This is a genomic window from Nocardioides ginsengisegetis, assembly GCF_014138045.1.
GTDB lineage: Bacteria > Actinomycetota > Actinomycetes > Propionibacteriales > Nocardioidaceae > Nocardioides > Nocardioides ginsengisegetis.
Genome location: NZ_JACGXA010000001.1, coordinates 275,969 through 296,944 on the forward strand (window position 1 = coordinate 275,969; position 20,976 = coordinate 296,944).

General features: G+C 71.9%; 18 protein-coding genes. 13 read left to right on the forward strand and 5 right to left on the reverse strand.

Features of this window, described 5'->3' with window-relative positions; translation table 11 throughout:
* Positions 1–77: 77 nt before the first annotated feature.
* The 5 genes from FB382_RS01330 to FB382_RS01350 all read left to right on the forward strand — a co-directional run bounded on the left by FB382_RS01330 (position 78) and on the right by FB382_RS01350 (position 5,845).
* Positions 78–1,271: a sigma-54-dependent transcriptional regulator family protein gene (locus FB382_RS01330; RefSeq protein WP_220481220.1), complete on the forward strand. Its 1,194-nt coding sequence runs from the start codon at positions 78–80 to the stop codon at positions 1,269–1,271.
* Between the two features lie 86 nt (positions 1,272–1,357).
* On the forward strand, positions 1,358–1,834 hold the full coding sequence (locus tag FB382_RS01335; protein WP_182536151.1) for a (2Fe-2S)-binding protein: 477 nt from the start codon (positions 1,358–1,360) through the stop codon (positions 1,832–1,834).
* Positions 1,831–4,299, forward strand: a complete 2,469-nt coding sequence (locus tag FB382_RS01340) for a xanthine dehydrogenase family protein molybdopterin-binding subunit (RefSeq protein ID WP_182536154.1) — start codon at positions 1,831–1,833, stop codon at positions 4,297–4,299. The genes FB382_RS01335 and FB382_RS01340 overlap by 4 nt, the downstream gene beginning before the upstream one ends.
* Positions 4,296–5,150, forward strand: coding sequence for an FAD binding domain-containing protein (locus FB382_RS01345; protein ID WP_182536156.1), 855 nt, complete (start codon positions 4,296–4,298; stop codon positions 5,148–5,150). Before FB382_RS01340 ends, FB382_RS01345 begins: the two co-directional genes overlap by 4 nt.
* A 5-nt stretch (positions 5,151–5,155) precedes the next feature.
* On the forward strand, positions 5,156–5,845 hold the full coding sequence (locus FB382_RS01350; protein WP_182536158.1) for an SRPBCC domain-containing protein: 690 nt from the start codon (positions 5,156–5,158) through the stop codon (positions 5,843–5,845).
* A 70-nt stretch (positions 5,846–5,915) separates the two neighbouring features.
* Here FB382_RS01350 and FB382_RS01355 read toward each other — a convergent pair whose 3' ends face one another.
* On the reverse strand, positions 5,916–7,277 hold the full coding sequence (locus tag FB382_RS01355; RefSeq protein WP_182536160.1) for an MFS transporter: 1,362 nt from the start codon (positions 7,275–7,277) through the stop codon (positions 5,916–5,918).
* 82 nt (positions 7,278–7,359) lie between these two features.
* On the opposite strand from FB382_RS01355, the gene FB382_RS01360 reads away from it, so the two are divergent.
* On the forward strand, positions 7,360–9,105 hold the full coding sequence (locus FB382_RS01360; RefSeq protein WP_182536162.1) for a DUF2207 domain-containing protein: 1,746 nt from the start codon (positions 7,360–7,362) through the stop codon (positions 9,103–9,105).
* Positions 9,106–9,144: 39 nt separating this feature from the next.
* A complete protein-coding gene (locus FB382_RS01365; RefSeq protein WP_182536164.1) occupies positions 9,145–9,705 on the forward strand; it encodes a LemA family protein in 561 nt (186 codons plus the stop codon).
* A gap of 14 nt (positions 9,706–9,719) precedes the next feature.
* Here the strand turns inward: FB382_RS01365 and FB382_RS01370 are convergent, their stop codons facing one another.
* Entirely contained in the window at positions 9,720–10,331 is a 612-nt protein-coding gene (locus tag FB382_RS01370) for an alpha-ketoglutarate-dependent dioxygenase AlkB (RefSeq protein WP_182536166.1), read from the reverse strand.
* A 76-nt stretch (positions 10,332–10,407) separates the two neighbouring features.
* On the reverse strand, positions 10,408–11,457 hold the full coding sequence (locus tag FB382_RS01375; protein ID WP_246377203.1) for an IS30 family transposase: 1,050 nt from the start codon (positions 11,455–11,457) through the stop codon (positions 10,408–10,410).
* Between the two features lie 101 nt (positions 11,458–11,558).
* Between FB382_RS01375 and FB382_RS01380 the strand changes: the two genes are divergently transcribed.
* From FB382_RS01380 to FB382_RS01390, 3 genes are all read left to right on the forward strand, one after another.
* Entirely contained in the window at positions 11,559–12,293 is a 735-nt protein-coding gene (locus tag FB382_RS01380; RefSeq protein ID WP_182536170.1) for an ABC transporter ATP-binding protein, read from the forward strand.
* Positions 12,293–14,827, forward strand: a complete 2,535-nt coding sequence (locus tag FB382_RS01385; protein WP_182536172.1) for an ABC transporter permease — start codon at positions 12,293–12,295, stop codon at positions 14,825–14,827. Before FB382_RS01380 ends, FB382_RS01385 begins: the two co-directional genes overlap by 1 nt.
* A 76-nt stretch (positions 14,828–14,903) precedes the next feature.
* Positions 14,904–15,623, forward strand: coding sequence for a UTRA domain-containing protein (locus FB382_RS01390; protein ID WP_182536175.1), 720 nt, complete (start codon positions 14,904–14,906; stop codon positions 15,621–15,623).
* Between the two features lie 4 nt (positions 15,624–15,627).
* Here the strand turns inward: FB382_RS01390 and FB382_RS01395 are convergent, their stop codons facing one another.
* Positions 15,628–15,972, reverse strand: coding sequence for a hypothetical protein (locus tag FB382_RS01395; protein ID WP_425490042.1), 345 nt, complete (start codon positions 15,970–15,972; stop codon positions 15,628–15,630).
* 93 nt (positions 15,973–16,065) lie between these two features.
* Between FB382_RS01395 and FB382_RS01400 the strand changes: the two genes are divergently transcribed.
* From FB382_RS01400 to FB382_RS01410, 3 genes are all read left to right on the forward strand, one after another.
* The gene (locus FB382_RS01400; RefSeq protein WP_182536179.1) at positions 16,066–16,782 is read left to right on the forward strand and encodes a copper homeostasis protein CutC; all 717 of its coding nucleotides are present in this window, start codon (positions 16,066–16,068) and stop codon (positions 16,780–16,782) included.
* Complete coding sequence (locus tag FB382_RS01405) at positions 16,779–17,039, forward strand: DUF4031 domain-containing protein (protein WP_125037594.1); 261 nt, start codon at positions 16,779–16,781, stop codon at positions 17,037–17,039. The genes FB382_RS01400 and FB382_RS01405 overlap by 4 nt, the downstream gene beginning before the upstream one ends.
* Positions 17,040–17,112: 73 nt before the next feature.
* Positions 17,113–18,048: an SMP-30/gluconolactonase/LRE family protein gene (locus tag FB382_RS01410; protein ID WP_182536181.1), complete on the forward strand. Its 936-nt coding sequence runs from the start codon at positions 17,113–17,115 to the stop codon at positions 18,046–18,048.
* Here FB382_RS01410 and FB382_RS01415 read toward each other — a convergent pair whose 3' ends face one another.
* Positions 18,049–20,856 carry an Ig-like domain-containing protein gene (locus FB382_RS01415; RefSeq protein ID WP_182536183.1) on the reverse strand — a complete coding sequence of 936 codons (2,808 nt, stop codon included), beginning with the start codon at positions 20,854–20,856 and terminating at the stop codon, positions 18,049–18,051.
* Between the last annotated feature and the right edge of the window lie 120 nt (positions 20,857–20,976).

Genomic DNA, 20,976 nt, shown 5'->3' on the forward strand with positions numbered 1-20,976 from the left:
TGCTAGTTTTGCGGCAACGACGACTCCCAGGGGGGACCGTGGCGCGCAGCGAGCTGCAGGGACGCAGGGTCGAGGCCATGCGCGCCTGGACCGCGTTCGTCGAGGAGGGCGACGAGGCCGAGCCGCTCGTCCGGCCCGAGATCCTGAGCAGCTGGGCCCGCTCCGAGGCCGCCATCAGCCACGACGTCACGCACGCCCCGCTGGCCGACGAGGGCGAGACCGCCGCGCTGTGGCGCGGCTCCCCGCTGCAGACCGCGGTCCAGCGGGTGGAGGCCGAGCTGCGCCGCACGGCCGAGGACGGCGACCTGGTCATCGCGGTCACCGACGCGCAGACCCGGATCCTGTGGACCTACGGCGGCCGGGTCATGCGACGCAAGGCCGAGACGGTCAACTTCGTGGCCGGCGGCCGCTGGGACGACCAGAGCGTCGGCACCAATGCCCTCGACCTGGCCAACCGGCTCGACCGGCCGGCGATGGTCTTCAGTGCGGAGCACTATGCGCCGATCGTGCACAACTGGGTGTGCTGGGCCGCTCCGGTCCACGACCCCGTCACGGGCGCGCAGCTCGGCGTCCTCGACCTATCGACGACCTGGGACCGCACCCACCCGATCGGGCTCGCGACGGCCCGGGTGATGGCCGCGCTCATCGAGACCGCCATGCCCCACTCCGCGCACCACCCGGGCGTCGTCGCCGACGAGACCGACGACCCCGGTCTGGTGATGACGCTGCTCGGCACGGCCGAGACGCGGCTCGACGGCCAGCGCCTGCTGCTCAACCGCCGCCAGACCGAGGTGCTCGCGCTGCTCGCCATGCACCCGGAGGGGCTGTCGCTGGAGCAGCTGCACGCGCTCGTCTACGGCGACCAGGCGGTGACCTTCTCGACCCTCAAGGCCGAGGTCTCCCACCTGCGCTCCGCGCTCGGTGGCCAGCTGTCCTCGCGGCCCTACCGGCTGATGATGCCGGTCGTCACCGACGTGGAGCACGTCCTCGGCCTGCTCCGCCGCGGCCACGTCCGGGCGGCCGTCGAGGCCTACGGCGGCGACCTGCTCCCCGGCACCAACTCCCCGGCGCTGGGGGAGCTGGCCGAGTACGTCGCCGTCGCCGTCCGCGAGGCGCTCCTCGCCGACCCCGAGCCCGATGCGGTGGTCCGCTACAGCGAGCTCGCGCCGTACGACGCCGAGGTGATCGAGGTCTGCCTCGCCTCGCTCGCGGGGCGCCGGCACCCCGCCGTGCCGCTCCTCAAGGGCCGGCTGGCGGTCGCCCGCTCCTAGCGGACGCCCTGGCCAACCTGTTGGCAACCCCGCGCTCCTAGCGTGATCGGCATCACACGTATCCGGCCATGCCCAGGGAGTCGTCCATGACGCGCATCAGCCTGACCGTCGACGGAGCATCGGTCTCCGACGACGTCGAACCCCGCATGCTGCTCGTGCAGTACCTCCGCGAGCGCCTCGGCAAGACCGGCACCGTCATCGGTTGCGACACCAGCAACTGCGGCGCGTGCACGGTCCACCTCGACGGCACGAGCGTGAAGTCGTGCAACGTCCTGGCCGTCCAGGCCGACGGCCACGAGGTCACCACCATCGAGGGCCTCGCGCAGGACGGCCAGCTGCACCGGGTGCAGGAGGCGTTCCGCGAGTGCCACGGCCTCCAGTGCGGCTTCTGCACGCCCGGCATGATCATGCAGAGCGTCGACCTCCTCAAGGAGAACCCGCACCCGACCGAGGAGGAGATCCGCCTCGGGCTCGAGGGCAACCTGTGCCGCTGCACCGGCTACCACAACATCGTCAAGGCCGTGCAGCACGCGGCCGGCGCCACCGCGGGGGCGACGTCATGACCGCGGTCGAGCAACGCCCCGAGGTCGAGCGCGAGATCGGTCGCGACCGGCGCCGCAAGGAGGACCAGCGGCTGATCACCGGCCGCACGCGCTGGACCGACAACATCACGCTGCCGGGCATGCTGCACCTTGCGATGGTGCGCAGCCCCTTCGCCCACGCCCGCATCACCGGGATCGACACGAGCGCCGCGCAGGCGGCGACCAACGTCGTCGCAGTGCTGACCGGCGCCGACCTCGGCGAGTCCCAGGGTGTCTGCATCAACGCCTGGGCGATCACCACCGAGCAGCTCACGCCCACGCACCTGCCGATGCCGAGCGACCGCGTCAGCTTCGCCGGCGAGATCGTGGCCGTCGTGGTCGCGCGCAGCGCCGCCGAGGCCCGTGACGCCGCCGAGCTCGTGGACGTGGACTACGACGAGCTCCCCGCCGCGCTCGACCTCAAGGAGGCTGCCGAGGACAAGGTCCTGGCGCACCCCGACCTCGGCACCAACAAGTCGGCGTTCTGGAGCTTCGACTCCGCCGACGCCGGGACTGGCGGCAACGTCGACGAGGCGATCGACCGGGCCCGCTCCGAGGGCATCCTGATCGAGCGGGAGTATCGCCAGCAGCGGCTCATCCCGGCCTTCATGGAGCCCCGGTCGGTCGTGGTCGACCCGACGGGTGAGCAGATCACCGTGTGGTCGGCGACCCAGATCCCGCACATCCTGCGGTTCGCGCTCGCTGCCACCACCGGGGTGTCGGAGTCCAAGATCCGCGTGATCGCTCCCGACGTGGGCGGCGGCTTCGGCGGCAAGCTCCAGCAGACGCCCGAGGAGATGATCGCCTTCGCGGTCGGGCGCCGGCTGGGCAAGCCGGTGAAGTACACCGAGACCCGCAGCGAGTCCCTGGTCTCGGCGCACCACGGCCGCGACCAGTGGCAGAAGCTCACCCTCGCCGCGACCAAGGACGGCCGGGTCACCGGCCTCAAGGTCGACCTGCTGGCGGACCTCGGCTCCTACGTCGCCATCGTCGGCGGCGGCGTGCCGGTCCTCGGCGCCTTCATGTTCAACGCGATCTACAAGTTCCCGGCCTACCGGTTCAACTGCCAGACGGTCTTCACCAACAAGACCTGGACCGACGCCTACCGGGGCGCCGGGCGCCCGGAGGCGACGTACGCCATCGAACGGCTGATGGACGAGCTGGCCGCCGAGCTCGGGGTCGACCCGATCGCCGTGCGCGAGAAGAACTGGATCCGGCACGAGGAGTTCCCCTTCACCACCGTCGCCGGGCTGGAGTACGACTCCGGCAACTACGAGGCCGCGACCGCCCGGGCGATGGACATGTTCGGGTACGACGAGCTGCGCGCCGAGCAGCGGCGGCGCCGCGAGTCCAACGACCCGGTCCAGCTCGGCATCGGCGTCTCGACCTTCACCGAGATGTGCGGGCTGGCGCCCAGCCGGGTGCTCGGCCAGCTCAACTACGGCGCCGGCGGCTGGGAGCACGCGAGCGTGCGGATGCTCGCGACCGGCAAGGTCGAGGTCGTCACCGGCGCGTCCGCGCACGGGCAGGGCCACGAGACGGCCTTCAGCCAGATCGTGGCCGACCGGCTCGGGGTCGCCTTCGAGGACGTCGAGGTGCTGCACGGCGACACCCAGATCGCCCACAAGGGCCTGGACACCTACGGCTCCCGCTCGCTGGTCGTGGGTGGCGAGGCGCTGGTCAAGGCGGTGGACAAGGTCATCGAGAAGGCCCGGCCGATCGCGGCCCACCTGCTCGAGGCCTCCGTGGACGACCTGGAGTTCTCCGGTGGCCGGTTCTCGGTGCGCGGCACCGACCAGGGCCTGGCGATCGGCGAGATCGCGACCGCGGTCTTCGCCGCGCACAACCTGCCGGACGGCGTCGAGCCGTCGCTGGACTCCGAGGCGACCTACGACCCGGTGAACTTCAACTTCCCGCACGGCACGCACCTGTGCGCGATGGAAGTCGACACCGAGACCGGGGCGGTGCGGATGCGCAAGTACGTCTGCTGCGACGACATCGGCAACATCATCAACCCGCTGATCGTCGCGGGGCAGGTGCACGGCGGCCTCGTCCAGGGCATCGCGCAGGCGCTGTGGGAGGAGGCGGTGCACGACGACGCCGGCACGCTGGTGTCCGGCTCCTTCGTCGACTACCTGTTGCCGACCGCCGCGGACACGATCAGCTTCGACATCGACCACACCACGTCGCCGTCGCTGACCAACACGCTCGGCACCAAGGGGGTCGGCGAGGCCGGCACGATCGCCTCCACCCCGGCGGTGGTCAACGCGGTGGTCGACGCCGTGCGCCACCTCGGCGTCAACGACATCCAGATGCCGTGCACCCCCGAGCGGGTGTGGAAGGCCATCCACAGTGCCGGCTCCGGCGGCTCGACGGAGGGCGCGGCGATGCCGCACTTCAGTCAGGGCGAACCCGGTCAGGACAGCACGGAAGGAGCGGGCGCATGATTCCCGCAGCGTTCGACTACCTCGCACCCACCTCGGTGGAGGAGGCGCTGGCCGCGCTCGCCGAGCACGGCGACGACGCCAAGGTCCTGGGTGGCGGGCAGAGCCTGCTGCCGGTGCTGCGGATGCGGCTCAACGCCCCCGAGGTCGTCGTCGACCTCGGCCGGATCGAGTCGCTGCGCGGCATCCGCGAGGACGGCTACGCGATCGTGATCGGCGCGATGACGCCGCACGCGACGGTCGGTGCCGACCCGCTCGTCGCCCAGCACGCGGCCCTGATCAGCAAGGCCGTGGAGCACCTCGCCGACGCCCAGGTCCGGCACCGCGGCACCTTCGGCGGTGCCCTCGCGCATGCCGACCCCGCAGGGGACCTCGGGGCTCCGGCGCTCGCCCTCGGGGCGGAGTTCGTGATCGCCGGCAGCGGCGGCACCCGCACGGTGGCGGCCGACGACTTCTTCGTGGACCTCTTCGAGACCGCGATCGCCGAGGGCGAGATCCTCACCGAGGTCCGGATCCCCAAGCACACCGGCTGGGGCGCCCACTACGAGAAGTTCGTGCGCGTCGCCCACCAGTGGCCGATCGTCGCGGTCGCCGCCGCGGTCCGGGTCGAGGGCGGCACCATCGCCGAGGCCCGGGTCGGGCTCACCAACATGGGCTCGACCCCGCTGCGGGCCCGCGCGGTCGAGGAGGCGCTGGCCGGCCAGCCCGCGACCGACGAGGCCGTACGCGCGGCCGCGGCGCGCGCCGCCGACGGCGCCAACCCGCCCTCGGACCTCAACGGCGACGCCGACTACCGGCGGCACCTCGCGACGGTCCTGACCCGGCGAGCCGTGCTCGCCGCCGCGGGGGCCTGAGGCCCGTGGACCTGACCCACCGCTTCACCGTCCCCACCTCGGTCGAGGACACCTGGGCGCACTTCCAGGACATCGCCGGCCTGGCGACCTGCTTCCCGGGCGCCACGGTGACCTCGGTCGAGGGCGACACCTTCCAGGGCTCCTGCAAGGTCAAGCTCGGACCGATCGCGCTGGTCTACAACGGGTCCGGCACGTTCGTGGAGAAGGACGAGGCGGCGCACCGCTTCGTGGTCGAGGCCAAGGGCAAGGACAAGCGCGGCAACGGCACGGCGGGCGCCACGGTCACCCTGGCCATGGCGGCCGGCGCCGCCGATCCGACGTCCACCGACGTGGAGGTCGTCACCGACCTCGCGATCACCGGCAAGCCGGCGCAGTTCGGGCGCGGCGTCATGCAGGACGTCTCCGACAAGCTGCTGGGCCAGTTCGTCGCCTGCCTGGAGACCCGGCTCTCGCCCGAGCCCGAGCCCGCACCCGAACCCGAACCCGCAGCCGCAGCCGCGGCTCCGGAGCCGGCTCCGCCACTCTCACCATCGCCGTCGGCCGCGCCGCCTCCGCCCCCGGCGTACGCCGAGGACGACGCGCTCGACCTCGGCGCGACCGCCCTCCCGATCCTGCTGAGGGCCTACTGGAAGCCGGTCGCGGCGGTGCTCGCCGTGGTCGCGCTCGTGATCTGGTGGCTCAGCGGGCGGGACTGAGTGACCTGGCGGGATAGTCCCCAACGAAACTGTCGTGAAATCGTCCGATCCACAGCAATTGCGTTGGGGACTATCCCGAGGACTCGAGCGTGCCGGCCGGGACGCCGGTGGGGGTCGGCACGAAGGCCGGCTCCTCGGCGTCCGCGGTCGTGGGCTGGCGGACGCCGTTGACGGCCGGCGGCAGCTGCGGCTCGACGTGCAGGACGGCGAGCGCGCCGCAGACCAGCGCGCCGGCGACGAGCAGGCCGATGTAGACGTTGCCGAGGTGGTGCCCCACGAGCGCGCCGGCGATCGGCGGCGCGATGATCGCGGCCAGGCTGAAGGACGCCGAGCTCAGGGCGTTGTAGCGGCCCCGCAGGTGGTCGGGGGCGAGGTCGTTGACCAGGGCCGGGATGGTCGGCTGGAGCAGCGTCTCGCCGAGCGCGAAGACCGAGGCGCACGCCGCGACGAGCAGCGTCGCGCCCAGCGTGCCGGGCACCAGGCCCGAGGCGCCCAGCAGCAGCCAGGCGAGTGACCAGAGCACGCTCATCACCGCGATCACGCGGGTGCGGCGGCGGCCCTCGATGCGGTGCAGCACGACCAGCTGGAGGAGGACGATCACCACCGTGTTGGCCGCGAAGGCGAAGCCGAGACCGCGCGTCGAGACCTCGCCGACGGCCCGCGCGAAGGCGGGCATGCCCGCGTTGAGCTGGGAGTAGCCGACGAAGGACGACACGAACGACAGCACCATCAGGGGCGCCACCGCGGGTCGGCGGAGGACGGCGAGGTAGCCACCGCCACCCGACGCGGCCACCGCATCGGCGTCGTGCTGCACGCGTCCCGCCACGTGGCGCAGCGGGACCAGCATGAGGAACAGGGAGGGCAGGTAGCTCACGGCGTCGGCGAGGTAGATGCCCTGGAAGGTCACCGCCCGGTCGACGTCGACGACCACGCCGCCGACGATGCCGCCGATCCCGATGCCGAGGTTGAGCAGGGAGAAGCTGACCCCGAAGTAGCGCTGCCGCAGCTCGGGCGGCACGACCGCGGCGATGAAGCTCTGGAAGGCCGGCCACGAGACGCCGAAGGCGATGCCGGAGAGCATCAGCGCGAAGCCGGCGACGGGCAGGGTCTCGGCGAAGGCGAGCAGGACGTCGCCCGCGATCAGCAGCGAGAGCACCGTGAGCACGATGACCCGCGCCCCGAGCCGGTCGATGAGGGCCCCGCCCGGCCCGACGACGAGGAAGCCGGCCAGCGGCGGCAGGCCGAGCAGCAGGCCGACGTCGCTGAGCGCGAAGCCGCGGACCTCGTGGAGGTAGACGACGTGGAACGGCAGGACCAGGCCCGTGCCGAGGAACTCGAAGACGACCACGGACAGCATCAGCCTGCCCTCGCGCGGCAGGTCGTGCCAGAACGAGGCGAGGGTCGGGCGGGGGGCGGCGGTCGGGGTGCTCATCACCGCACAGTCTCCCAGTGGCCACCGACAGCCGGCACGCGGTTTTCCGACGGGACGAGGCGCCGAGCCCTAGGCTCCAGCCATGAAGCGTGTCGTGGGGTACGCCGTGGGCCTCGCGGTGCTCGTGGCCGTCCTGTTCATCCCGGCGGCCCTGTTCAACTACGGCTCCGCCGACGACAGCCCCGAGTCGACGACCATCACCTCCTACGTCGCCGACTTCACCCTCGACGAGTCCGGCGACCTCGCCGTCGTCGAGCAGCTCACCGTCGACTTCCCCTACGGCCGGCACGGCATCTTCCGGTTCTTCGACCGGGCGGATCCCAGTGCGCCGCACGCACGCCGCGTCGTGCACGACATCTCCGTCTCCTTCGACGACGGCGCCGTCCCGGTGGAGTACCTCTCCGAGGACCACGGCCGCTTCAAGGTCGCCAAGATCGGCTCGCCGACCCAGTACGTCACGCCGGGCCAGCACGTCTACGTCATCCGCTACTCCCTCGACGGCGTGATCGAGCCCGGCTCCGACGGGAGCCGGTCGCAGTTCTACTGGAACCTCGTCCCGGGCGGCTGGAAGCAGGAGATCGACGCCACCAACCTGACCGTGCACCTCCCCGTCGCGGCCGAGCCCGTCCAGTGCGCGACGGGTGCCGGTGCGACGAGTGGCTGCACGGCCAAGGGAGAGGGCAGCACCACGCTCCACGTCCGCACCGGCCACCTCCCGGCCAACACCCCGGTCACGATCAAGGCCGGCCTCGACATGGCCACGCCGCCCGCCGGCGACACCCGGCCCTGGGCGCCGGCGCTCGACCCGGTGCTCGGACCCAACGCGATCCTGCTCGGGCTGGTCGTGCTGATCGGCCTCGCCGGCTTCGGGCTCGGTGCCCGGATCGCGGCCCGCGCCCGCGAGACCAACCCGCAGTTCCCGCTCATGTACGCCCCGCCCGAGGGCATCGGCCCGGCCCAGGCGCAGTACCTCCTCACCGAGGACGTCGACCGCTCGGCGTACGTCGGCACGCTGATGTACGCCGCCGAGAAGGGCGCCGTCAGCCTCGACCGCGACGGCGACACGTGGTCGATCACCGACCAGAAGGGCGCCGAGGGCTGGGCCGGCCTCGACCCGGTCTCCTCCGGTGTGGCGCACCTGCTCGGCGGCCCGGGCACGACCTTCGTGGCCTCGAAGAAGGACGTCGAGGCGGGCAAGCGCCTCAAGACCGAGATCGGCACGTTCGACGACTCGGTCAAGGGCTGGGCCAAGAGCTCGGGCCACATGGTGGCCAGCGGCCTCGGCAGCGCCGGCTCCCTCGTGGTCATCGCCGGCCTGCTCGCGGCGCTGGCGATCGCGATCTTCAACCCGCTCTCGATGTCGATGGTCGGGCTGGTCCCCGGCGCGTTCGCGATCGGCGCCTTCCCGCTGGTGCGCACCGGCTCCGGCACGCGACGCACGGCCTCGGGGCGCGACCTGTGGTCGCGGATCGGTGGATTCCACCGCGTCCTGTCGACCCCGTCGAGCAAGGACCGCTTCGACTTCGCCGGCCGCCAGGAGCTCTACACCGCCTACATCCCGTGGGCCGTCGCGCTCGGCTGCACCAAGGAGTGGGCCGACAAGTACCGCACCGAGACCGGCTCCGAGCCGCCGGTGCCGTCCTATCTCGCCGGCGCCTACGTCGGCAGCCACTACAACGACCCCGTGTCCTCGATGGTCGACGACTTCTCCTCGACCGTGGACTCCGCGATCTCGTCCTACCAGGCCACCCAGAGCTCCTCCTCGTCCGGCGGCGGAGGGTTCTCCGGCGGCGGCGGTGGCGGCGGTGGCGGCGGTGGCTCGTGGTGACCCAGACTCTTCGCACAACCCAGAAATGAGGAATGACTGATGCTCTACGCCATCGTGGCAGTCGTGGTGCTCGTGGCCCTGGTGGGCTTCGTCATCAGCGGCTTCAACAAGCTCCGCACCAGCGACATCGGCGCCCAGGAGGCGCTCGGCGGCATCGACGTCCAGCTGACGCGTCGCGCGGACCTGATCCCCAACCTCGTCGAGACGGTCAAGGGGTACGCCGCGCACGAGAAGGGCGTCTTCGAGGAGATCACCCGGGCCCGCGCCGGCGTCCAGGCCGCCGCCAAGGGCGACGACGTGCCCGCCAAGGCCGCCGCCGACGCCCAGCTCCAGCAGTCGCTGATCAAGCTCAACGCGGTCGCCGAGGCCTACCCCGACCTCAAGGCCAACACGAACTTCCTCGACCTGCAGAAGCAGCTCGCCGAGACCGAGAACCAGATCTCCTTCGCCCGGCAGTACTACAACGACGCCGTCGCGTCGCTGAACAAGCTGACCCAGACCATCCCGTGGATGTTCCTCACCGGCGTCGCCAACGTCCACAAGCGGGAGTTCTACGACGCCCCCGACGGCCAGGAAGTCGCCCCGACGGTCAAGTTCTGAGGCGGCGACTCCTCTCAGAACACGTTCAGCGGCCGAAACTGCACGGAGATCCGCGGCCCGGCGTGGGCGACCTTGGGGACGGCGTGCTCCCAGGTCCGCTGGCACGAGCCACCCATGACGACCAGGTCGCCGTGGCCCATCTCGATCGACGTCGACTCCCCGCCGCCGCGGGGCCTGAGCACCAGGCGGCGGGGGTCGCCGACGGAGACGATCGCGACCATCGTGTCCTGCGTCTTTCCGCGGCCGATGGTGTCGCCGTGCCAGGCGACGCTGTCGCGGCCGTCGCGGTAGTAGCAGCAGCCCGCCGTCACGAACGGCTCGCCGAGCTCGGGCTCGTAGTGGGCGGTGAGCGCCGCGCGGGCCGCGGTGAGCGCCGCGTGGGGGAGGTCCTCCCCGGCCACGTAGGTGTGGACCAGGCGAGGGACGTCGACCACCCGGTCGTACATCTGGCGTCGCTCGGCGCGCCAGGGGACGTCGGCGACCAGCGCGCGGAACACGTCGTCGGCGTCGGGGAGCCAGCTGCGCGTGACGTCGACCCAGGCGCCGCGGGTGAGCCGGTGCCGCGCGACTTCGTCGAAGGCGAGCCCGCCCGTGGGCGGCGCGAAGAGCGAACCCTGGAAGTCCATGCCCCCGAGGATAGCGCGCGATCGAACAATTGTTCGAGAGGGTTGCGGAGGTTCGGGGATCCCTCAGGGCGCGGATTCAAACAGCTGTTGCAACGAGCCCGTCGTTGAGGGCTTGGCCGGGAGTCTGCCAGTTCAGCGTCTGTCGGGGCCGGGTGTTGAGGCGTAGGGCGACGTCGTCGCAGTCGGTCTGGGTCAGGCCACGCAGGTCGGCGCCCTTGGGCCAGTACTGACGTAGCAGTCCGTTGGTGTTCTCGTTGGTGCCGCGTTGCCAGGGCGACTGGGGGTCGCAGAAGTAGATCTGCAGGCCGGTGTCGATCTTGAACTGGGCGTGCTGGGCCATCTCGCTGCCCCGGTCCCAGGTGATCGACTTGCGCAGCTCCAGGGGCAGGGTGGCGATCATCTCGGCCAGGCTCAGGCGGGCGAGCTCGGCGGTGTGCCGGCCCGGCAGCGGGGCCAGCAGCACGTAGCGGCTGGAGCGTTCGACCAGGGTGATCACCGCGCCCTTGCCGGTGCCACCCAGGAGCAGGTCTCCCTCCCAGTGGCCGGGGACGGCCCGGTCTGCGACCTCGGCCGGGCGGGCCCGGATGGTGATGTCATCGGTGATGCCCAGGGTGACGCGTTTCGCGCCGCCGGTCTGGGTCTTGCGGCGGGTCCGGCGGCTGCGCAGGTGGGCGGTGAGCTCGCGTTTGAGCTCGCCCTTGGTCTGGACGAACAGGGACTGGTAGATCGTCTCGTGGCTCACGCGCATGTCCGGGTCGTGGGGGAACATCACCGGCAGCATCGCCGCGATCTGCTCCGGGGACCAGTCCGCACGCAACAACTCCCACACCTGCTCACGCAGCGGCGCGTGGTCCAGCCGCCGCGCCTTGGGCCTTCGGGCCTTGATCGTGGCGAAGCGGTGGGCCCGCTCGGCGTCGTAGGGCCGCTGGTAACCCTGGCCGCCCGAGCGGGCGGTGCGCCTCTTGGGCGAACGGGTCCCCGGAGCCGAGAAGCTCCGCGCCAGCTCCCTGCTCACCGTGGACGGCGACTTCCCGATGATCGAGGCGATCTGTCCCTGCGAAAGACCGATCCGGTAACCCCGTTCAATCGTCCGACGCTGCTCCACCGTCAACCGTGCTCCAGGCATGCGCTGCAACCTCTACTCAATCGGAAGGACTTGCAACAACCGGTTGAGTTCACGGGGCCATCCCGGTGGTGGGACTTGGCCCGCTGCGGGATCGTTGACCCATGACAGCGGCCGCCCGCGTGCGCAACCTGACGAAGACCTACGGCAGCGGGCCGGCCCTGGTGACCGCCCTCGACGACGTGAGTCTCGATCTCGAGGAGGGCGAGTTCACGGCGGTGATGGGCCCGAGCGGGTCGGGGAAGTCGACCTTGATGCACTGCTGCGCGGCGCTGGACACCGGCGACTCCGGCAGCGTCTTCATCGGTGAGCAGGACCTGACGACGCTGAAGGACAAGGCGCTTACCCGGCTGCGGCGCGACGAGATCGGCTTCGTCTTCCAGTCCTACAACCTCGTGCCGACCCTGACCGCGGAGGAGAACATCCTGCTCCCGCTGGCCATCGCGGGCCGCAAGCCCGACCGGGAGTGGTACGACGCCGTCGTGGCCACGGTCAACCTGGGGGACCGGCTGTCGCACAAGCCCAACGAGCTGTCCGGCGGCCAGCAGCAACGGGTCGCGGTCGCCCGCGCGCTGGTCAGCCGCCCCCGGATCGTCTTCGCCGACGAGCCCACCGGCAACCTCGACTCGCGCTCCGGCGCCGAGGTGCTCGAGCTGCTCCGCAAGAGCGCGACCGAGCACGGCCAGACGATCGTGATGGTCACCCACGACCCCGTCGCCGCTGCCTGGACCGACCGCGTGGTCTTCCTGGCCGACGGCCGGGTGGTCGACGAGATCCGCGACCCGAGCCGCGACCAGGTCCTGGAGATCATGACCCGGATGGCCGAGGCGGGCGCCTGATGGTCCGGGCCGCCCTCAAGAGCCTGCTCGGCCGCAAGCTGCGGCTGCTGATGAGCACGTTCGCGATCGTGCTCGGGGTCGCCTTCGTCGCGGGCTCGCTGGTCTTCTCCGACACGCTGTCGCGCAGCTTCACCGCCCTGTTCGCCTCGACCGTCGGGGACGTCGTGGTCCGCCCGGTCGGTGGGCAGACCGTCGACGGCACCCCGTCGACGCGCACGGTGCCGGCGGCTCTCCTCGACGAGCTCCGCACCCTGCCCGGGGCCGCGCGGGTCGACGGCAACGTCAACGCCTTCGGCGTCTTCGTGGTGGACAAGAAGAACAAGGTGGTCGGCGGCTTCGGACCGCCCGCCATCGGCGCCAACTGGACCACGGCGCCGGCCGGCCACGGTCTCGAGGGCCTCTCCATCACCGTCGGCCACGAGCCGCACGGGTCCGACGAGGTCGTCCTCGACGCCCGGACCGCCGCCAAGGCCGACTACTTCGTGGGGGAGCGGGTCCACCTCGTCACCGCCGCCAACCGGGCCTCCCTCACCCCGCGGCTCGTCGGCATCGCGGACTTCGAGCACGGGGGCTCGCTCAACGGCGCGACGCTGGCGATCTTCGACACCGCGACGGCCCAGCGCCTCTTCCTCGGGGGCAAGGACGCCTTCACCGACGTCTGGGTCACCGCCAGGGCGGGGGTCTCGCAGGCCGAGCTCCGCGACCAGGTCGCCACGGTGCTGCCCGCAACCGTGGAGGCGGTGACCGGCGACAAGGCCGCCGACGAGGCCGCCTCCCAGCTGCTCGACGCGATCTCGTTCCTGACGACCTTCCTGCTGATCTTCGCCGGGATCGCGCTGGTGGTCGGGGCGTTCCTCATCGTCAACACCTTCTCGATGCTGGTCGCGCAGCGCAGCCGTGAGCTGGCCCTGCTCCGCGCGCTCGGGGCGTCCAAGCGCCAGGTCACCTGGTCGGTCCAGCTCGAGGCGTTCGTGCTCGGCGCGGTCGGCTCGACCCTCGGCCTGGGACTCGGCGTCCTCCTCGCGATGGGGATCCGGGCCTTCTTCGCCCGCTACGGCCTCGACCTGTCCGGCCAGCCGCTCATCTTCGCGCCGCGCACGGTCGTGGCGGCGTACGCCGTCGGCGTGCTCGTCACGATGGCGGCCGCCTGGCTGCCGGCCCGCCGGACCAGCCGGATCGCGCCCGTCCAGGCGCTCCGCGACGATGTCGCCCTCCCCGAGTCGGCGCTGCACCGGCGGCTGCTGCTCGGCGCCGTCCTCACCGTGCTCGGGCTCGGCCTGCTCTACCTCGGGCTGTTCAGCGACGCCCCGCACGGCGGCTACCTCGTCGGCGGCGGCGTGCTCGCGATCCTGCTCGGCGTCTCCTCGGCCAGCCCCGTGATCAGCCAGCCGTTCCTGGCCCTCACCCGCGCGACGTACGGCGCCCTCTTCGGGTCGGTCGGCCGGCTGGCCGGTCAGAACGCACTCCGCAACCCGCGCCGCACCACCGCGACGGCCTCGGCCCTGATGATCGGGCTGACCCTGGCCTGCACGATGGCGATCGTCGGCGACTCGGCCAAGTCGAGCATCGACAAGTCGGTGGCGGACAACTTCATCGGCGACTTCGTGGTCAGCAACGTCTTCGGCGGGCCGTTCTCCCCGAGCATCGCCAACCGGATGGCCAAGGTGGACGGCGTGGAGCGGATCGTGCGCGAGCGCTACGCGTTCGTGAAGCGCGACGGCGACCGGCAGGGGATGGCCGCCACCGACCCCGCCGAGATCGACGGGCTCAACCTGCGGACGCCGACCGGCTCGACGGCCGACCTCCGCGACGGGACGGTCCTGCTGGCGAAGAAGTGGGCCGCCGACCACGACCTCGGCATCGGTGACTCGGTCACCCTCCAGATGCCGACCGGCAAGCAGACCTACGGGGTGGTCGGCACCTTCGAGGACAACCCGCTGGTCTTCACCCCGATCCTGACCACGCTGAAGACGCTGACCGACGCCGGCTTCCCCGACCAGGACAACGCCCTGGTGGTCTTCGCCCGCGACCAGGTCGGCGTCCAGCACGACCTCGAGCAGGTGGTGGCGGACCTGCCCATCGTGACCGTCAAGAACGAGGCGGAGTTCGCCCAGGAGCAGCGGGCGCCCATCGACCAGTTCGTGAAGCTGATCTATGCACTGCTCGGCCTCGCGCTGGTCATCGCGGTCCTCGGCATCGTCAACACCCTCGCCCTGTCGGTGATCGAGCGGACCCGCGAGGTGGGACTGCTGCGCGCCATCGGGCTGAGCCGCGCGCAGCTGCGCTGGATGATCACGCTGGAGTCGGTGGTGATCGCCGTGCTCGGGGCGTTGCTGGGCGTCGTCCTGGGGATCGGGTTCGGCGTCGCGCTGATGTACGCGCTGCGCGACCAGGGGCTGGAGGTCATCAGCGTGCCGACCTCCCAGCTGGCCGTCTTCCTCGTGCTCGCACTCCTGATCGGGGTGCTCGCGGCGGTGTTCCCGGCGCGGCGCGCGGCCCGCCTCGACATCCTGCGCGCGATCGCCACGGAGTGAGCCACGGAATGAGATCTGGCCCTCACCTCCCTGGAACCCGGGACGGGGGGTGTGATATCCGCTTACGCTTCCCTACGTGGAGGAAGTGCTGGTGTCCGAGGGCAGAGCGCTGAAGCACGTCCAGGTGCGGGAGTACGTCCGGTCCCTCGTCTCCGGAGCAGCCCCTGGCAGCCCGGCGCCGTCGGAGCGCGAGCTCGTGCACCGCTTCGGCGTCGCGCGCATGACCGTGCGTCAGGCGATGGACGCACTCGTCGTGGAGGGGTTGCTCGAGCGCATCCCCGGTCGCGGCACGTTCGTGGCCCGCCCGCGCCGCGCGGCGAGCCGGCTGACCTGCTTCACCGAGGAGATGGCGCGCCGCGGCATGCTCGCCGAGTCGCAGACCCTCCTCGCCCGCCGCGAGCAGGCCGGCCCCGGCGTGGCCCGCGCGCTCGCCCTCACCGAGGGCGACGCGGTCATCCACTGGAAGCGGCTGCGCCGCGCCGACGGCGTGCCCATGTGCATCGAGGACGCCTACCTCAACGAGGTGCTGATCCCCGGCTTCCTGCAGAGCGGGATGCCCACCAGCCTGTACGACGCCCTGGGCCAGCGCGGCCTGCGCCCGACCTGGGCCGAGGACTCCATCAACGCCGACGTCGCCAACGAGGAGGAGGCTCGCCACCTCGAGGTCGAGGCCGGCGCCCCCGTGCTGCGCCACTCGCGCCGCGCGCTCGTGGGCGAGAAGGTCGTCGAGGTCTCCCGCTCGGTCTACCGCGCCGACCGGTTCACCCTCTGGGTCCAGCTCGGCCAAGAGGGCTAGGAGCCTAGAGCCCACCCAGCGGGGCGACCGCCTGGTCCGACTGCTCGCAGACCCACACCGGGTCGGGACCGCCGAGGTCCGGCTGGATGTGCAGCGCGTGCACCGGCTCGTCCGCGTCACAGGTCAGGCACAGCGGCCAGCGACCGATCGAATCGAGCAGTGCGTCCTGCACGTCCTGGGCGACCAGCCCGGCGACGTACGCCTCGCCGGCCGGCCACTGCTCGGCCCACCACCTCCGGTCCGCGCAGGCGTCCTCGAGCAGCGACACGGCCTCGGCGGTGGCCTGGTGGCGGGCCTGCAGGTCGGCCAGGACGCGGGCTCGGGCCTCGAAGAGCAGGGTGTCGTCCACGTCCTCCATCATGCCTCGCGGGCAAGGGAGCGTCCCCCGGCGCCTCCGACGCGCCTCCGACGGGCGGGCGACCCGCGGACCTACAGTCGAGGCATGAGCGACGCGCTGCTCGAGGTGACGGTGCTCGGACCGCGCGACGTGCCGGGGGCCGAGGAGGGCCGCGCCGACCGCCTGCACCTGGTCGGCGCCGGTGATGGCACCCACGGGCTGTCCCCCGAGCCCGCGCTCGTCTCGTCGGTCTGCCGCGAGACCGACCTGCCCGTCTTCGTCCTGCTGCGGCTCAACGACTCGTGGACCACCACCGGCGGGGAGCTCACGCGGCTGGTCGGGCTGGCCGAGGACTACCTCCGCTGCGGCGCGGCCGGGGTGTCCTTCGGCTTCCTCGACAGCGACCTCCTGGTCGACACCGAGGTCTGCCGGCACCTGGCCGACTCGCTGCCCGGCGTGCCCTGGACGTTCCACGACGCCTTCGACGCGACCCTCGAACCGGCCCGCGCCTGGCGCCAGCTGGTCGGCCTGCCCGGTCTGGTCGCGGCCCGCTCGGCCGGCTCGCCGCAGGGCATGGCCGTCGGGTACGACGACCTCCTCGCCACCGCCCAGTCCGCGCCGGAGGTCGCCCGGCTGCTGATGCCCGGCACCGGGCTGCTCGCCGAGCACGTGCCGTGGCTGGTGCAGGCGGGCGTGACCCAGTTCCACCTCGGCCGCCAGGTCCGCCCCGGGGCGTCGTACAAGAGCTACGTGGACGCGGGGCTGCTCCGGTCGTGGCGGCTGCTGCTCGACCACACGATGACGCGTACCGTCGCTGGATGATCCTGATCGACCCGCCCAACGCCTCGGGCCACGGCCGGCTGTGGTCGCACCTCGCCTCGGACACCTCCTACGACGAGCTGCACGTCTTCGCCCGCGCCCTGGGGATCCCCGAGCGGGGCTTCGACCGCGACCACTACGACGTGCCGGCCGAGTGGTACGACCGGGTCGTGGCGGCCGGCGCCGAGCCGGTGGCCTCGCGCGAGCTCGTGGCCCGGCTGCGGGCCGCGGGGCTGCGGAGGCGCAAGACCGGTCGGTAGCCCGTTTGAGGGATGCAACCGGGCGGCCCGCGGAGCAGTGTGGGCCGGGAGAACCCCGCCTCCGGAGCCCGCCATGCGCACACTCACCGCCCTCCTCGCCCTCGCCGTCGTCCCCGTCCTGGCCGTCCCCGCCGCGGCCGTTCCGAGGCCCGACTCCGTCCCGCTGCCCGTGGACTTCCAGCCCGAGGGCATCGCGGTCGGCGCCGGCAACACCTTCTACGTCGGCTCGCTCCGCGACGGCGACATCTACCGCGGTGACCTGCGCACCGGCGCCGGGGCCCGCTTCGTCGACAACACCGGCAAGGCGGCGGTCGGGATGCGGGTCGACCGCTCCCGTGGCTGGCTGGTCGTCGCGGGCGGCGGGACGGGGCACGCCTACGTCTACTCAACCGCCGACGGGTCGACCGTGGCCGACCTCGTCCTGGGCCCCGCCGGTTCCACGTTCAGCAACGACGTCGCGATCACGCCCGACGCGCTCTACTTCACCGAGACCTTCGCACCCCGGATCTACCGGGTCCCGATCCGTGCCGACGGCACCTTCGGGACGACTGAGCCGATCACCGTGACCGGCCCCGCCGGTGCGGTGACGTCCGGGTTCGGCCTGAACGGGATCGACAGCACCGACACCGGCCTGCTCATGGTCAACCACACCGACCTCGGGATCCTCGCGCTCGTCGACCCCGCCACCGGGGCCAGCACGCAGGTCACGCTCTCCGGCATTCCCCTCGTCCCCGGCACGCTCGACGGCCTCCAGGTCGAGGGACGCACCGCCTGGGTGGTGGAGAACTTCGCCAACGCCGTGGCGCGGGTGCGGCTGTCGCCCGACCTCACCAGCGGCCGGGTGACCCAGGTGATCCACTCCGACCTCTTCCGGGTCCCGACGACGGTCGCTCGCCACGGGAGCACGCTCGCTCTCGTCAACGGCCGCTTCGACCTCGGGTTCCCGCCGCCGTTCGGCCCCGGTGCTCCTGCGGGCACCGACTTCGACGTGGTGCAGGTCCGTCCCTGATCAGCCGGCCGGTGCGGCCTTGACCTCCACGGCCGTGTAGTTCCACTGGTGGTTGGTGGGGGCGTTGTCGTGGATGGTGACGAGTCCCGGCGGTCCGGTGTTGGGGCCGGCCATCATCTGCACCCAGAACGTGTCGCCCACGGACGTGTCGATCCACTGGTTGTGCAGGACCTGGCCGCTGACCGGGGTCCTGGCGGTCGCGCCGTCCCAGTCGTTGCCGACCGCCCACACCCAGGAGCCGGTGGCGACGCCCGGCAGGTAGACGTCGGGTGCGCCGGACGGCGCGGCCGACGAGGCCGCCACTCCGGTGCCGTTGGCGTTCTTGAACGCCACCACGTCGAGCATCCCGTCGAAGCCGTTGACGATCGGCGTGGCCACGATCCGGGCGTTGCTGAGGAGGCCGGTGGCCTTCGCGCTCCAGATCTCGGTGACCCCGAGCTGGGCGTTGGTCCGCTTGACCAGGCTCCACGTGAGGCCGCCTCCGGTCACCGTGCTCCGTTGCGAGCCGGCCGTCGTCGGGCCGTCGTACGCGACGAACGCCAGCACCGTCTCGCCGGCCACCGTCGTCGACAGCGTGGGCGAGGTCAGCTTCCCGCGCGCCTTGATCACGACCGACCGGTCGACCGAGATCACGGCGGGGGGAGCGGCGGAGTTGTCGACGGTGACGACGACCGGCGTGGCCGTCGTGCCGACGTTGCCCGCGGCGTCCCGCGCCTCGGCCGTCAGCGAGTGGGTCCCGGCCGTCGCGGTGCGGGTGTCCCACGTCGTCGCGAACGGCGGCGCTGTCACGGGCGCTCCGAGGTTCGCGCCGTCCAGCTTGAACTGGACCGAGGTGACGCCCACGTTGTCCGCGGCGACCGCGCCGATCTGCATGATGCCGCCCACGGTGGCGCCGTTCTGCGGGTCGGTGATCGAGATCGTCGGGACCTGGGTGTCTGCGGGGGGAGTCGTGGACGACGTGGACGACGTGGACGACGTCGACGACGTGGAGGAGGTCGTCGAGGTGGAGGACGTCGACGACGTTGAGGAGGTCGAGGAGGTCGAGGACACCCCGGCGGGCACGACCTCGAGGGCCGCGAGGTTCCACTGGTGGTTGGTCGGCGCGGTCTCGCCGAACGTCACGGCGGTGCCGGCGGCGGGCGTCGCGGCGCTGAGGTTCTGCATCCAGAACGTGTCACCGATCTGCTGGTCGACGAGCTGGTGGGAGATGACCTGCCCGCTGCGTGGCGTGCGGGCGACGGCACCGTCCCAGTCGTTCCCGACGCCCCAGACCCAGCCGCCTGCGGTCGTCGTCGTCAGCGTCGTCGCGGGCGCGCCCGTGCTGGCGGACGCGCCACCCACGGTCCCGACGCCCTGGGCGCCGGTGAAGGCGACGAGCTCGACGGACTGCCGGAAGCCCGGTCGGGTGAGTGACACCGTCGCCTGCACGGTCGGCATGGCCGACGCCGTGAAGGCCCGCCAGACCTCGGCAGTGCCGAAGGCGGCGTTGCTCCTCCTCACCAGGCTCCAACTGAGGCCGCTGCCCGTGACCGTGCTCGACTGCGCGTTGGCGGCCTGCGGGCCGTCGGCCGAGACGAACGCGAGCAGCATCGCGCCCGCCGGGACATTGCTCAGGGTCGGGCCACCGGTCGACGAGGAGTCCAGGCTGGCCTGGCCGACGACCGCCAACGGGCCGGGGGCCGGGGTGATCGAGCTCGTGGACGTGGATGAGGCGGACGAGGACGAGGAGCCGCCGGAGCCGACCTGCACGGCGGCCGCGGCCGTCGTGTTCGTGCGCCCGAGCGCATCGGTGGTCCGGGCCGCGATCCAGTGCTCGCCGTCGAGGACCGATCCCGAGTTCCAGCTGAGGGTGTACGGCGGTGCCGTGGCGGCCGAGGTGCCCACGACGGTGCCGTCCACGAGGTACTGCACGGTCATCCCGGCAGCCGCATCGGCTTGCAGGTTGACGGTGCCGGAGACGCTGGATCCGTCCGACGGCGCGGACAGGGTGATCGGTGGTGGCGTCGTGTCGGGGTGCCGCACCTCGCCCGCGGTCACCACACGGTTGGTGCCCTGGGTGGAGACGGTCACGAGGACGTCGGTCTCGTTGTTCGCCTCGTTGAGCTCGGCGATGTCGTTGTTGGGGTCGGTCATGCCGCGGAACCAGTAGGTCCCGTCGGGGACACCGGTGAACGGGATGGACTGACCGGGGTCGCGGTAGTCGTACTCGTCCACGGCTCCCACGCTCATGCCGCGCATGCTGTTCGGATCCGCGCAGCTGCCCGGCTGCACCGCCGTCTGGCCCGCGTGCGGGAGGGAGGAGTCGAGGATGAACGAGTCGGCGATGCAGAAGCCGTTCTTCGGCGAGACCACGATCGGCGCCCCCGGGCCGCCGTCGGGCGCGACGGCGTAGAGGCCGAAGGACGCGAGCGGGAAGTGGAAGTGCCCGTGCTCGGCGTGGAAGAAGAACGTGTCGGGCAGCTTCCGGGTGCTCGCCAGCTGCCAGCCGTTGTTGTAGACGTAGGTCTGCTGGCGCCCGTCGTAGAGCCCGGACGCCGGGTTGTACTGCGGTTGGATCTGCAGTGGCCCGGGTCCCGCGTTGTACGTGTGGTGCGTGTAGCGGAACTCCAGCCCGTTCGTGCCGTTGACGATGCTGAACGAGTTGAGCGGGATGATCGTCTGCATGTCCGGCGGGTCCTCGCCGGTGGCGCCCTCGGCGGTCTGGAGGCCCACGATCGCGCCGGCGCAGGCGAGCGCCGCGATGGTGAGCCCCACGATCCCGAGACGGTCGGCCGTGCGTGGCCGCAGGGGGCCGCCTGTCCGTCGCATGCCGGATCCACCTCTCGCCGGGAAACTCCCATGTTGGCAGGGGTTTCACGGTCGAGGCTTACCCGATTTTGGGGTTGCGGGCCTGTGGCGGCCCGGCGGAGTTCAGCCGAACGTCGCCGA